The following is a 13,417-nucleotide window of genomic DNA, read 5'->3' as shown; positions in this document are numbered from 1 at the left end:
AGCGTGTGACGCCACCCGCTCGCTCCGCTACTTTCTTCGTCATTGCCCGCCGCGCCTTTCGCCGAGGAAAGCACGCAGGTTAGCCGGATCGCGTACCGGTGGCTTGTACGATCTTGCGCCCAGGCGCCGACGCATCCTCATCGGGCATCGCACCCGAGGTTGTCGCCGTCTCCTCCTCGCCCTTGCGCTCGACACTCCACGTATGGATCGGCCGATGCCCCGGCCGCTCCCATTCGGGCGGCATCCACAGGTGTTTCAGCCGCTGCTGGACGGGCCCGGGTGCGAGCACGTCGCGCCACATGTCGACGAATTCGTGCAGGTTGAGCACCAGGAAGTTGTACGAACGAATCTGCTGCGTGATCCCGTAGTCGACCGGCTCCGTCTCCTCGACATACGTACCGAACAGGCGATCGAAAATGATCAGCACGCCGCCGTAGTTCCGGTCGATATAACGCGGATTACGGCCATGATGCGCACGATGGTTCGACGGCGTATCGAACACGTACTCGAACCAGCGCGGCAGTCGCCCGATCGCTTCGGTATGCACGAAGTACTGGTACGCGAGATCGACCGCGAGCAGGAACAGCACGACGGCCGGCGGGATGCCGAGCCACACCGGTGGCAGGTAGAACACGAACACGCCGACGAACGCGTTCAGCAGCGACTGCCGCATCGCGGTCGTGAAGTTCATCACTTCGCCGCTGTGATGCGGCACGTGCGCGGCCCAGAACCAGCGCACGCGATGCGACGTGCGATGAAACCAGTAGTAGCAGAACTCCACGACGACGAAGATCGGCACGATCGTGAAGCCGTTCACCGGCACGTCGAACAGCCGGTGCCGATAGACCCACGCGAAGATCGCGCCCGTGAACAGGAGCCCCATCACGGTCTCGGCCACCTGATAGCCGGCGCCGAGCGACAGGTTCGCGACGATCTCCTTCCAGCGAAACGGCTCGCGGCGGCCGCGCCCGGTCATCACCGCGTATTCGATCGCGAACGCGATCAGGAAGACCGGCGTCATGCCGATCAGCAGCACCTGCTTCCAGTCCACGCCGCTACCCAGGAACGCATGGAGCCACGTCATCAACTCGGTCGGCATGTTCGCGGCCTCGATCAAGAACTGACCGGCAGTATGGTCGCGCGCGGGTCGTCCCGCGTTGACACTTGCCGACGATTACTTGACACTTTCCGCCATGCCCGCCGCCTCCCCGCTATCGACGCAGCGCGTCTACTACTCGAGCACCTACGTGCGGCTGCTGTTCGACTATCTGTCCGAGCAAGGCAAGGATGCCGCGCGCGTGCTCGGCGAGGCGCGGCCGCCCGAGGACGATCGCGGACTCACGCTGTATGCGAGCGCTCACTGGCGGCGCCTGCTCGAATGCGCGGTGCGCGCGCTCGACGATCCGCTGCTCGGCCTGCACGTCGGCCAGCGAATCACGCCCGCCCATCTCGGTGCGCTCGGCTATGCGCTGCATGCGTGCCGCGATGCCGGCGCCGCGCTCGCGCGCTGGCAGCAGTACGAACACCTGATCGCGAACGTCGCGCGCATGGAGGTGCGGGTCGAGGCGACATCGGTCGCGATCGAATGGCACGACGCGCCCGAGACGCTCGGCCCGCTGGTCGACGAAGTGGCGCTGACGGCCATCGTCCAGTTCGCACGCAACATCACCGGCACGCATCACAGGCCTGACGAAGTCTGCTTCGTGCATCCGTCGCCCGGCGACGAACAACCGTACATCGACTATTTCGGCTGCCCGGTGCGATTCGGCCAGCCGGTGAACCGCCTCGCGTTCCCGCTGCACCTGCTCATGCAGCCGCTGCGCCAGCCGGACGATGCGCTGCTGCAGATGATGGAACGCCAGGCGAGCGCGCTGCTTGCCGAGCTGCGGCAGACGGACGATCTCGAGCAGTCGGTGCGCGAAGCCGTCGCGCGCCTGCTGACGCAGGGCGAAGCGAGCCTCGAACAGATCGCCGCGGACCTGCATGTGTCGTCGCGCACGCTGCATCGACGGCTTGCCGAACTCGGGCTCAACTTCCGGATACTGCGCGAGGACACGCGGCGGCGGCTCGCGATCGACCACCTGAACGATCCGCGGCTGACGCTCGCGGAAGTCGCCTGGTTGCTCGGCTATTCGGAACACAGCGCCTTTACGCGCGCCTTCCGGCGCTGGACCGGCGAATCGCCGCAGCAGTGGCGCAGCCGGCAACCGGCACGGGCCGCGAACGTCGCGCGAGGCTGAGCGCGGCGCGCAAGCGTGCCACCGACGAACTCGCGTCCGCCCGCGCGGTCGAACGAGCATCGCCGGAGAATCCCATGAAACGCGCTGCCCCTGTTGCTCTTCTGACCCTGCTGGCCGCCGTCAGCTTGCCGGCCGCCGCCGGTGGGCCGGCCGGTAGCGCCGAGCCTGCTCCCGTTCAAGTGCACGCAAAAAACTGCGTACCGTCCCGCGACGCCACGCCCGACGCGCGCGCGTCGTCAAAGGCACCGCCGATCCGCGTTTGCGTCAGCGATGCCAACACGCAACTGAACCTGCCGTGGTTCCTGACCGATGTGCTCACCGCAGTGGATACGCACCAGTCGGGCGGTGACCTGCTGCGCAAGATGCGCAACGATTTCTGAACACGGCCCGCGCGACGCGCCGGCACCGTATCGTTCACTCCTCTGCGGACGCCTGCAGCACCTGCACGAACGTACCGACCATGCCGGCCCACATCGCGGGGTCGGCAATGCTGCGCAGCAGCGCGAGCAATTCCTTTCGTTAACCTTTCGAAAGCGGGCCATGTTCACCGCTGATGGTGTTGTAGCGCGGCGTGCCGAGCGCAGCGAGCGAGCGGTTGAGCGAGTAGGTGCTGGCGTTCCCGTTCACGGCAATCCGGATCCACAGCGAACCGCCGTCGGCAGCGGCTGCGCCATCGGTCACGATGACCGTGCGCGCGGTATTTTCTTGCATCCCGAAGCTCCGGCGAGACGTACGACCGTATCGCGCGGCGACCGATCGCAGGCCGTCGGCAGGTCGACGAAGACAGCATCCCGAAAGAATGTTTCCTTTCCAGACGCAATGACAAAACTACACCAATAGTTGAATAACAATATTTCGTAATCTCTCATCACATCTTATACTTGCCGCGCACCATCCTCGTGCCAAAGAGACGGTGCTTTTTCGTCCCGGCCGCAAGACCATGCGGTCGGGTTTTTTTCGGTGTGCTACGTCTATCTACATGTGCTGCAGGCACATGTTTTCTCAAGGCAAGTCACCGGAATGATTGGCCGATTGCGCCGGGTCTGCCGCAGATGCCCGTCGCGACCGTCGCATCGATCGCATTGCGATACCGGCACGCACCGCGCATGGCCCGAACCCGGCATGACGCATGCGCCGGGGGTGTATCGACCGGTTCGACTCGCCTCTCCATACACACAACACCCAAGGCGACCGCGGGAATGTCAGCGTTCACGCCAGGCTCGAAGGCCGTTTTCCAGCGCAGCGGCGCATGGCCGCGGGTCGCCTTTTTCGCCGCCGTAATCGTTTGCGTGCTCGTGCCGGCATTCGCGATCGCGCTTGCCGACCGCTACGCGCGCGACGCCGTCACCGAGCATGAGCGCGTCATCGCGAACGACATCGTGGCCTCGGTGGACCGCATCCTGGACGGCGCGCGCCTGCGGCATGTGGACGAACTGACCGCGCTCGTCGGGCGGCCATGCCCGGCGGTGTTCCGGACGCTCGCCGAGATAGGCACGCGCCTGCGCTATCTGCGCGCCGTCGCGCTGGTGCACGAGGGCCGCGTCATGTGCTCGTCGGCGCTGGGGGCGATCGACCTGCCGCTCGGCGCGTATACCCACGAGCCGGAACCGGGCTCGACGCTCGTCACGTTGCTGCGCCAGACGCCGTTCCAGCAAGGCATCCCGGTGCTGCCCGTGTTTTACGCGACCGCACCCGGCGCGGGTGTGCTCTACCTGATCGAAGGCGACTACGTAGCCGACGCGCTCGCGCACGGCGCCCGCTACGGGACGGAGACCGCGACGCTGTCGATTGCGGGATCGGGCCATCTCGACCAACACGGGAAATTCACGCCGGAATCGGCCACGGAACCCGTGATTGGCAGCACGATCGTGTCGCCCCGCTGGCCGTTCACGGTGCGGGTTGCCGCATCCGCGCAGTATGCATCGCAGGTCCGGCAGCACTATCGGCTGATCGGCATCACGATCGTGCTGCTGGCGGACGGCCTCGTGATGGCGGCCTACCTGCTCGCGATGGCGCCGCGCCGGCTGTTGCTGAAGGCCGTGCGCAACGCGCTCAGGCGCGACGAGCTCCACGTCGTGTACCAGCCGATCGTCGATGTCGAGACGCGCAGGACCGTCGGCGTCGAGGCGCTGTTGCGCTGGCAGCACCCCAAGTGGGGGGCCATCAGCCCGGCCGTGTTCATCCCGCAGGTCGAATCGAGCGCGGTGTTGCCGAAAGTGACCGAATTCGTGCTGCGGACAGCCGTGGCGGAACTGTCCGCGTTGACGCCTTGCGCGCCGCTGCGAATCGCCGTCAACATCGCGCCGAAGGATCTCGAGCGCACGCGGTTCGTGTCCGTCGTCGAGGAGGCGATCCGCGCGCTGCCGCCCGGCTTTACGCTCGTGCTCGAAGTCACCGAGCGCATTCTGCTCGAGAAGAATGCGCGGACCACCGCGATGTTCCATGCGCTGCGAGCGAAAGGCGCGAAGTTCGCGATCGACGATTTCGGCACGCACCACAGCAATCTCGACTTGCTGTCACGTTTTCCGTTCGACTATGTGAAGATCGACCGCCAGTTCGTCTCGCAACTGAACGGCGGCAGCGCGGGGTTGATCGAGGGGATCGCGTCCGTGGCGCATCACTACGACCTGAAGATCATCGCGGAAGGCGTGGAAACGGAAGCGCAGCATCGCGCGCTGCATACGGTCGGGATTCAGTATGCGCAGGGGTATCTGTATCAGCGGCCGCAGCGGGTGGAACATTTGAAGCAGGAGTTTGCGTGGGCGCCGGTGTAGCGGCGTGGCCGCCTGCACGATCCCGCATGACTGACGCCGGCTCGACGCCGACCGGCACCCGCGTGCCGCTCGTGCGAGCGCGACCACGCTCAGACATGCTCCCGAAGGTAGCGGATGCACTTCATCCGCAAACTCGACCGGTCTGCCAGCGCATCCCGTGGCGCGCCGGTCTCCGGCGACTCAGCGTCGACCGGGCGGGCCGCCTTCGCGATCTGAAGCGAAGCATGGCCTATCCAGACCCGATCGCGCCAATCGCATTTGGCACGATGGATAACCAGCCAGCCTTGCAGCGATTCGACGAGTTGAAACGACGACAGCCACTCGTGCGTCTTCCGTTGCGTCACGAGTTGCAATACAACGAGGAAATAGAGCAGATCGACGTACTTCGTCGTGACACGCATGGTTCGCCCTTGGGTTGTCGATGCTCGCGAGCGTGTCGTCGTCAGCTCATCCCTGGACGCTGAGCGCCTTCTCGAGCGCGGCAATCAACTTGAACGCATCGTCGCGTCCGATCAGAAAACCGCGGCTGGTGTACTCGCATCCGAACGCATAGAAGCTCGGCAGCAGCGTCACCATGTCCTTCTGCCGATCGAGATCGACTTTGCATTTGGTCAGCGGGAAAAACGGGGGCGCCTCGGCCGGCATGGTGTACATGATGCCCTCCTAGTACATTTTGCGCGGCGGCAACATGCGCTTCGCGCGCAAGCGCTGCCTGGCCACGGCGCTCGCCTTTTTCCGCTTGCGTTCCGTCGTGGGCTTTTCATAGCCCGTGCGACTGCGCAACTCCCTAATCAGCCCGGTTTTCTCGATATCGCGCCGAAATCGTCGCAGCGCGACATCGATCGGTTCGTTGACCTTCAGCGTAACGGTCGTCATGGTGTTCCTGTTTTCGAATGGTTGAACGGCGCACTAGCCGAGTCGTGTCATGACGGCACTCGCGATCTCGTCGGACTCGAACTCCGAATATCCGGCTCCGATCGACAACGCGCGTACCGCCACGAACATTTGCAGTTCCTGCTGATGGCACCGCGCTGAATCGCCGATTCCGGTGGGCAGGATGGCGTCGGTCCTGATGACCTCATGCCGCCTGATCAGGCCGAGCAGTTCATCGATGATCATTTCGTCCTCCGAATTGACAACACATCGCGTTGCCTTGGCGGTTTGCCTCAAGGCGTGCCGGAAAAGAAGCCTTGCTTGTCGCGATTGTCGTCGATGATGTTTTCCGCGTAGCGCAGCGAAGCACGACGTGCATCGCCGGCACTGCCGAACGGGGCGTTGTCCCGCAACCTGAAGGTCTGGCTGTGCGTCAGCGTATCGCCGCGCAGGCAAATCTTGACTGCCGCATCGAAACCGGCATCGTAGTTGTGCGGGCTGCCATCCAGCGCCGGCGCGTGAGGGTAAATCAGTGGATAGATCTCGAATCCACGGTAAATATGCATGCTCATGACAAGCTCCTGCGTCCGGCCGCGACGCATCGCACGGGCGAACAGGGCCGGCCAGTATCCCCGTTGCGGGGCGGGCCAGTGAGGTGAAAGGGACAACGTTGCAGCGCGGAGGTGGGGCGATGCAGCAAACGGGTAGAGGGAGGAGCGAGCGACCGGCTTACCAGGGTCGATCGGATGAACCCATCATACGCGCATCGTTTGCCGAGCGCCCAACTTATTCTGGATGACGCACAACGACGCACGGACGCGCCGCAGGTGCACGGTGTCGGGTTGCGGGGTGTCGCGCGGACCGCGTTGCCTTGTACCGACGAAGCCGGTCACGATCGGGCCGGCCTCGCCGGAATCGCTCTCCTGGCGAAGCAGCCGGTGGCCGCCTCTTGACTGGCGGAATGATCCGGATCGCTATTACGGAGCCGACGTGCGCTTCTTCGGACGCGATTGCGTATCCAGGGCCGGCTTCGGCGGCACCCAGTTCAGCGCCGTGCCGAGCTTGGGCAGCACCACGGCCGGCTTGACGCGCGGCGGCGCCTTGTTGCTGCGTGACTGACTTCGGGTCATGCGATTCTCCTGCTGCGCGGTGTGCACGATCCGATGAGCACTGCTCGTCCGATCGTGTACACGCTGCGAAAGCGGTTGGCGCACATGTGCACGCGGGTTCGACATCCCGATGCGCAGCGGCTGGCCCTGCCGGGCCTGCATCGGCACACGTGGCGCCCGAGACGGCGGCACATAGCGCAAGAAGCGGCGATTGCGCGCCGCTCCGTGAACGAGGCGGACGGCTCCGGGCGATTACAGCGGGGTGATGTTCGATGCCTGCAGGCCTTTGGGGCCGTTCTTCGTTTCGTAGCTGACTTTCTGGCCTTCGGCGAGGGTCTTGAAGCCGTCGCCGCGAATCTCGGAAAAGTGCGCGAACAGATCGTCGCCGCCCTTGTCGGGCGTGATGAAGCCGAAGCCCTTGCCATCGTTGAACCACTTGACGGTACCGGTATCCATGTTAGATCTCCTGAAGATGAACGTGCGTAGCACACCCTGACGGGTTCGGGAAAAGAATCAAGGAGGGGGAGGACAACGAATACCGCAGGCTACGGTCGATGATGAGCAGCAATCGCGCTTCTTGAATACTTCACCGACCGACAGTACGTGTCATCACAGAGCGTGTCAAGCGCTTTCGGCGGACGGGCGGAATGCGCCGCCGCCGTCCGGGCGTCACTGATCGACGCTTCGACGGGAGGCGCATTCGTCGACCACGGCCATCCCGGCGGCGACATCAGAGGGTGGCCACCTAACACAGTTGATGCTCTGTCTCGGTTCCATTGATCAGCGCAAAGAACCCGGTCTCCCGACGCTCGACCACCGAAAGGCCCTCGGCGGCGGAGAAGACGTGCCACGCGACGTCATCGACATGCGCGAACCCTCCGCGCGCGCGAACGCGCGCAACATCGGGCTCGCTTCGCGGCGGAGCACCAAGCGGTCCGCATTCAATACATAGGGGGGCCAGCCGGCAGGAAGGAACCCGTGCGATTCAGTTTGTCACTGTTCCGATTCCATCCGGCCCCTCAAACGACTCAGGGCGCCTTCGACGGCATCCCCCGCGGCGTTTCTACCGTGTCGCGACGCACGGGCGCGTAGAACACGCGGAACCACACCCAATAAGCCACAAAGGCACAGCCAAGAACAACGATCGCCATCATTCCGGACAACACGCCCGCCCCAAGCATGCCGCCAAGCAACTGCACCGCCAGATAGAAAACCACCGAGGTGGATGCCATCGCCGCGAGCGACGCGCCCAGCAGACGCCAGCCGTGCAGTCGCACGAGGTCGCGAGGCAAGCCGAGTCGCGCCCCCGCAAAAACCAATGCCGCGGGAACGGCAACCGCGCCAACGTAGCCAAACATCATGCGCGCGAGGTCGTCGTCAAAATAGTCGAGCAACATCGGCACCGTCGTCGTCATCAAGAGCAGACATACGCAGGCGAACAGCCACGCCGCGAGGCCGGCAACGGGCCGCGCTGCGTGACCTCGTGGCGCCTCGGGTATCGCATCGTTGCGAAACATGCGCGTGACGAGCCGCCATGCGAACCAGGCCACGAATGCAAAAAGGGCGGCGCTCACAGGCGCGATGAGATTCACGATGGCCGTCAGATGGGTGCCATTTCTGGCCAGACTCAGCAGCACCACCTGGACGATGAATATCTGTGCGATCTGCCAGACCAGCAGGCACAACGCATAGCTCGCGAGCAATCTCGCGGGGCGACGGAACGCAGGCTGATCGCGATGCTCCCCGTGCCATCGGACAATCAGATAAACCAGGCCGGTTCGGAACACCAGGTTCTGGATGAAACTGGCCAGTTGCAAAGCCAGCATCTGCGTGTCTAGCGAGAGCCTCGTCAACTGGACGTACAGGCCGGACAGAAACAGCACCGTGATGATGAGCGCTACGACGAGTGCGGCGGCGCTGGGTAATGAGACGGGCCGGTAGAGGGAATTCATTTGGACTCCGGGGTCGATGAGGTAATCAGCCGTGCGATGTCGGGCTGCCGGGAAGCGGTAGTCCCGTCGCGGGGTCGCGATGCTTGGCTTTTGCCAATTCGTTGATGAGTTCGTCCGAGGGTTTCGGGGGCGGTGTGGCGACGTCTTGATCCTTTTGCCACTGGAATGTGCCGTCCCACGCCGGGAGCTTTGCAGGCGGCAACGGAACGATCTTGTCCAAGTCGGGGACCTTGGGGTTACGGCCGTCATTGGCTCGAAGAAATTTCCCGATGACGTTGTATCGGTGAACACGCTCAGGATCAACGTGAAGGTCAAGATTGCTTACCGGGTCGTTCCCGCCACTTACATCAAACGCGCTCTCGAGCAAGAGCGCCGATTGACTGCTGCCTGCCGCAACACTCATTTGAAATGCTTTGGCAGCATCACTGAATTTCTTGTCAGTCTGAAGACTCACGCCAAGGTAGTTCGCCGCCTCGGCGTGACCCTGCTCCGCTGCACATTGAAACATCTGAAGAGCGATGTCGGGCGCAGCGTCGGCTGGATCAAGCAAGTTCGCAACGTAATATTGCGCATCGGCGTTACCCAGATCAGCCGCTTTACGAATATACCGGCGCGCGGCAGTTTCATCGCGCTGGAGGCCATAGCCGTTCAACAGGTAGTGGCCAATATCGTAATAGCCGCTAGCGATACCCGCCGTGACCAACTGCTCGGCAAGCTCGACACTCTCCTTCTCGGCGTCAGGTAACGACGCCGCCCCAGACGAAATCAGAATTTGTAGATTGTGATTGGCCTTGTGATGCCCGAGCGCTGCTGCAATCCGGTAGTAGCGAGCGACGTCGTTGAGATCTTTCTGCGCTTGTTCTTTCTCAAGATACCGGGCGTATTGAAATAATTTATCCGCCTCCGGATCGAGAGGGGGCAGATGATCGACCTCGTGGACGCAGACGAAGGCCAGATTCAGACGTACCGCGCTCACATCAGGTAACGGACTCGCGGCATTTTCGCTCTTCGAGCAAGCTTCCAGCAGACACGAAATCAGGAGGACGATACGCGTTCTGCGCATGGTTGATCGAGCCTGTTTCGCGTGGCCGCAATCGAGCTAGCAATTGCGGCCACGCAGCATTGTGGGATGAGTCGATCAAACCTGATCAAGGTAAGCCACAAGTTCCCACGAAACCTGCTCCACGCGCTGGCGCGTACCCATCATGCTGTCGAGTATCGCCAGCTTTCTCGGTTCATGCACGACGACGGACGGCAATGCGTCTCCCTTCAGAAATCGACGTTCCGTATCTCCGACCTGACCGCTACCGAGTTTCGCGCACCACACGCCGTCTTCCGGGCAAGGTTGGCCGGTGCGCGCCACTGCACCCAACGGCAGGCGGGATGCGACATTTTCCGGTTGCTCGACCTGTGACGTCTTGTCTACCGATCCCGGAAGCGGCAACCCGGTCGCAGGATCGAGATGCTTGGCTTTCGCCATCTCGTTGATGAACTCATCCGAAGGCTTCTGAGGCGGCGTAGCTGCGTCTTGCTCCTTTTGCCATTGGAATGTGCCGTCCCAAGGTGGCAGCTTCGCGGGTGGCAATGGAACGATCTTGTCGATATCGAGAACCTTGGGGTTCCTGGTTTCATGATCGGTCAGGAATTTCCAGATAGCTTCGTAGCGCTTTGATCGCTCGGTGTCCACCGAGAGGCCCAAGTAATAGAGTTCGTCTTTGGGCGACGAAGAAACAAATCCATTTTTTAAATACGAGGCAGAGGTTACATCCCCGGCCCGAACTCCTGACTGAAATATTTTCACCGCCATTTGATAATTTGCTTGCTCCTGAAGATTAATTCCGAGCACCCCGGCAGCCTCGCCATAGCCTTGATCAGTAGCGCACTGTCGCATCTGCCTAGCAATATCGGGAGCCCGATCGTGTGGCGCAAGTTGCTCAGCGACGTAGGTTTGGGCCTCAGGATTTCCCAAGTCGGCCGCCTTCCTGAAATACCGCAAGGCCATCTCGGTGTCTTGCTTTAACCCATAGCCTATTTCAAGGTAGTGCCCGATGTCGTAATAGCCACCAGGAACACCATCATTGACTAATTTTTTTGCAAGCTCAACAGTTTCCTTTGCTCCATCCGGGGAATTGGCCATCCCTTGAGAAATCAATTTCTGCGCATTGGAATTAGCCTTATAGTGGCCATACGCTGCAGCAATTCGATAGTATCGAACGATCGCATTGAAATCCTTTGGACCATCAAGTTTCTGCAAATACCGTCCATACTGAAACAACTGATCTGCCTTCGGATCAAGCGGTGCAAGGTGTTCGGCCTCATGGACGCACGTGAATGAAAGATTGGCCCGTACGGCCGACATATCGGGTAGATTCGATTCCACTGAGTCTTCCTTTGGGGTGCAGGCACACGCCAGCAACACAACCGCATAAATTGAGAGCGACTTTCTCATTTTTCAATCTTTGTAGGAGCGTTCGTTTGACATGCGCATGAAACGAACGATTGAAGCGTATGGAGATTTAACGCCACCATTCTGGCGATCCGCATTCTTCTTAAGAATATCAGTCCATGTGGTAAAAGCCTCAGCCGGAGCATCCTGCATTCCCTCCTTGTTTGTGTGCAGGCTCCACAACTGCTTGCGTAGTCTCTTGGTCACGTCACCATTCTCGTGACAGATATTGAGTTCGCTATCCGCTTCCATGCTACGTGTGTTGATGTTCGCCGAACCAAGAGTCGTAAACACGTCGTCGATCGTCATCAATTTTGCATGAACATAGACGGGCACCCAGTTGCCCGGCGGGGAATCCGGAGCCACGAGCGTACAGACATGAACCTTGAGGCCCTCGTATTCCTGGTTGAGAACAGGTTGCGGCGCACTCTTCATTTGCGATGCAATCGATTCCCGTTGCTGTTTCAATTGTTCGACTCTCGCCTTTGCATCGGCAACCCGCTTTGCCGAGTCCGGCGAGTCGACGATGCCTTGCACTTCGAACGCCCCAAGCAACGCCTGGTTTGCCTGCGACTGCTGATCCACAACCGACGCCATCTGATTCTTCAAATCGGACTGGCGAGCGTCCTCTTGCTCCAACGCCGCGACACCCGGAATGCTCTGCGCCTTCCCCAACGCGTTCAGCATGCGGTAAGTATTGACGGTCCCGGTTCCGACTGCCTCTTCACCCGAATTCGTGATGGCAAACAGATACAGTGGGCCATCCTTGGTGACGTTGCGCCCCCAATGGACGTGCTTGGCAGCGACCGCCTTGATTGCATCCGCAAGCGGCGGCCATCGAAAATATTGATTCTGGATAAAGATGTGCTGCGTTGCGTTGTTCACCGCTTGCAGATAAAGCTTCTCGATGTCGCGTCGCCCCTTCTGGGACTGCGTGCGCGCGATCTGGGCCATCATCGGCGTATCACCGCCCGGAGCGTATCGAACCTTGAGGCGATCCTTAAGACCCTCCCGTGCCTTGCCAAGGCCCTGGCCGGTGGCATCGTCCCATGCCTGGCAGAAGTTCGCATTCAGATACTGCAATACCGGACCAGTCACATAGCTGGAGATGTCTTGCCACGGACTTGGACCATTTCGCCCGGTCGAAGGCGTCTTTGGCTTGTAACTGTGATCATCCGTATCCCAGTACTGATCGAGCATGTTATGCCCCATCACAAAGCCGACGGCGTTCTCCGGGTCCTCATAGTCAACAAGCACCATCTTTTGGTGGTGTGTCGGAATTCCGGCACCCATGCCAACGCTGTTCATCGCCTTGGTTTCGAGGTCACGGTCCTTGTCTTTCCCATGCCAGAAAGTACGCCATGCAATCTCCGCCCGATTGGCGGGACTGAAACCCCGAGTGGCGAAGTCGACATTCTTTAGCGCGTGGTCTTTGTAGTACAGTGCACGCGCTTTTTCGTAGGCCAGTTTCGCCATGGGCTTCAGGGGCGTCACGGGCGACACCAGTGAAACGCTTGTTACGTTATTCAAGTCAGCCCGCCAATACCATTCCGCGTCGAATTTTCTTTCTTCATCAGTTTGATAGTCACGGGACAACATCGTGCTCCGACGATAGGTGTCGTCAGATATATGTTGCTTCAGCCCGGTCACCACGTCGTAGCCCGGCATGTTGTTCTCACCCAATTCGGTGAGGTACAACGGGTCCCGCCAACACAGCAATCGGATCTTGACGCCTTTCTGCCCCTTCTGCTCAAGCAACTCTCCGATCCGAAGTGAGCTACCGTCGCGCTTGAAATACATGGACGGCTGAAACCCCCAGCAAATGATGTCGATGGTGTGCTGTGCTTTCATGAGCACATCATAGAGCGTCTGAAATGCTTCTTTACCGTTTACCAAGGGCCTGAATGTCGCTTGCTTCGCCGCGTATTCGGTAAATTGCAGAAACCATGGCAGCGTCGCCGTCGCGTTCGACGTGTGATTCAGAGCCAGCGGCGTAGTGAAGGTATTGTTCTGCATTGCCATG

At 61.0% G+C, this 13,417-nt stretch carries 16 protein-coding genes; 3 read left to right on the top strand and 13 right to left on the bottom strand.

Translation table 11 applies throughout. The features are described 5' to 3' along the window. Nucleotides 1-79 precede the first annotated feature (79 nt). Nucleotides 80-1,099, bottom strand: coding sequence for a sterol desaturase family protein (locus tag CFB41_RS18020; protein WP_089458910.1), 1,020 nt, complete (start codon nt 1,097-1,099; stop codon nt 80-82). 94 nt (nt 1,100-1,193) lie between these two features. Between CFB41_RS18020 and CFB41_RS18015 the strand changes: the two genes are divergently transcribed. Then, on the top strand, nt 1,194-2,240 hold the full coding sequence (locus CFB41_RS18015; protein WP_089457346.1) for an AraC family transcriptional regulator: 1,047 nt from the start codon (nt 1,194-1,196) through the stop codon (nt 2,238-2,240). Nucleotides 2,241-2,314: 74 nt separating this feature from the next. Continuing rightward, nucleotides 2,315-2,620 (top strand): hypothetical protein, encoded by a 306-nt coding sequence (locus CFB41_RS18010; protein WP_089443776.1) that lies wholly within the window; start codon nt 2,315-2,317, stop codon nt 2,618-2,620. A gap of 139 nt (nt 2,621-2,759) precedes the next feature. Here CFB41_RS18010 and CFB41_RS38665 read toward each other — a convergent pair whose 3' ends face one another. Next, a complete protein-coding gene (locus CFB41_RS38665; RefSeq protein WP_256941078.1) occupies nt 2,760-2,951 on the bottom strand; it encodes a hypothetical protein in 192 nt (63 codons plus the stop codon). 488 nt (nt 2,952-3,439) lie between these two features. Here CFB41_RS38665 and CFB41_RS18000 point away from each other — a divergent pair, with 488 nt between their 5' ends. Beyond that, nucleotides 3,440-5,014 carry an EAL domain-containing protein gene (locus CFB41_RS18000; protein WP_089457345.1) on the top strand — a complete coding sequence of 525 codons (1,575 nt, stop codon included), beginning with the start codon at nt 3,440-3,442 and terminating at the stop codon, nt 5,012-5,014. 89 nt (nt 5,015-5,103) lie between these two features. Here CFB41_RS18000 and CFB41_RS17995 read toward each other — a convergent pair whose 3' ends face one another. The 11 genes from CFB41_RS17995 to CFB41_RS17940 form a co-directional block, all read right to left on the bottom strand. After that, complete coding sequence (locus tag CFB41_RS17995; RefSeq protein WP_089457344.1) at nt 5,104-5,415, bottom strand: hypothetical protein; 312 nt, start codon at nt 5,413-5,415, stop codon at nt 5,104-5,106. Nucleotides 5,416-5,461: 46 nt separating this feature from the next. Then, on the bottom strand, nt 5,462-5,668 hold the full coding sequence (locus CFB41_RS17990) for a hypothetical protein (RefSeq protein WP_089457343.1): 207 nt from the start codon (nt 5,666-5,668) through the stop codon (nt 5,462-5,464). Nucleotides 5,669-5,677: 9 nt separating this feature from the next. Then, nucleotides 5,678-5,890, bottom strand: coding sequence for a 30S ribosomal protein S21 (rpsU, locus tag CFB41_RS17985; RefSeq protein ID WP_006754722.1), 213 nt, complete (start codon nt 5,888-5,890; stop codon nt 5,678-5,680). A gap of 33 nt (nt 5,891-5,923) precedes the next feature. Continuing rightward, on the bottom strand, nt 5,924-6,133 hold the full coding sequence (locus CFB41_RS17980; RefSeq protein ID WP_089443608.1) for a hypothetical protein: 210 nt from the start codon (nt 6,131-6,133) through the stop codon (nt 5,924-5,926). Nucleotides 6,134-6,180: 47 nt separating this feature from the next. Beyond that, a complete protein-coding gene (locus CFB41_RS17975; protein ID WP_089428589.1) occupies nt 6,181-6,459 on the bottom strand; it encodes a hypothetical protein in 279 nt (92 codons plus the stop codon). A 405-nt stretch (nt 6,460-6,864) separates the two neighbouring features. Continuing rightward, complete coding sequence (locus CFB41_RS38185; protein WP_179250093.1) at nt 6,865-7,017, bottom strand: hypothetical protein; 153 nt, start codon at nt 7,015-7,017, stop codon at nt 6,865-6,867. A 231-nt stretch (nt 7,018-7,248) separates the two neighbouring features. After that, nucleotides 7,249-7,452 carry a cold-shock protein gene (locus CFB41_RS17965; protein WP_089457341.1) on the bottom strand — a complete coding sequence of 68 codons (204 nt, stop codon included), beginning with the start codon at nt 7,450-7,452 and terminating at the stop codon, nt 7,249-7,251. A gap of 572 nt (nt 7,453-8,024) precedes the next feature. Beyond that, nucleotides 8,025-8,948 carry a hypothetical protein gene (locus tag CFB41_RS17955; RefSeq protein WP_089457340.1) on the bottom strand — a complete coding sequence of 308 codons (924 nt, stop codon included), beginning with the start codon at nt 8,946-8,948 and terminating at the stop codon, nt 8,025-8,027. 25 nt (nt 8,949-8,973) lie between these two features. Further along, the gene (locus CFB41_RS17950; protein WP_089457339.1) at nt 8,974-10,011 is read right to left on the bottom strand and encodes a sel1 repeat family protein; all 1,038 of its coding nucleotides are present in this window, start codon (nt 10,009-10,011) and stop codon (nt 8,974-8,976) included. A gap of 75 nt (nt 10,012-10,086) precedes the next feature. Beyond that, a complete protein-coding gene (locus CFB41_RS17945) occupies nt 10,087-11,397 on the bottom strand; it encodes a sel1 repeat family protein (RefSeq protein WP_179250091.1) in 1,311 nt (436 codons plus the stop codon). 3 nt (nt 11,398-11,400) lie between these two features. Continuing rightward, complete coding sequence (locus tag CFB41_RS17940; protein WP_089457337.1) at nt 11,401-13,416, bottom strand: phosphatidylserine/phosphatidylglycerophosphate/cardiolipin synthase family protein; 2,016 nt, start codon at nt 13,414-13,416, stop codon at nt 11,401-11,403. Nucleotide 13,417 lies beyond the last annotated feature (1 nt).

The sequence above is a fragment of the Burkholderia sp. AU33803 genome, from assembly GCF_002223095.1.
Classification (GTDB): domain Bacteria; phylum Pseudomonadota; class Gammaproteobacteria; order Burkholderiales; family Burkholderiaceae; genus Burkholderia.
Note: the sequence above shows the minus strand (reverse complement) of the source record. Positions and strands in the feature narration are given on the sequence as shown.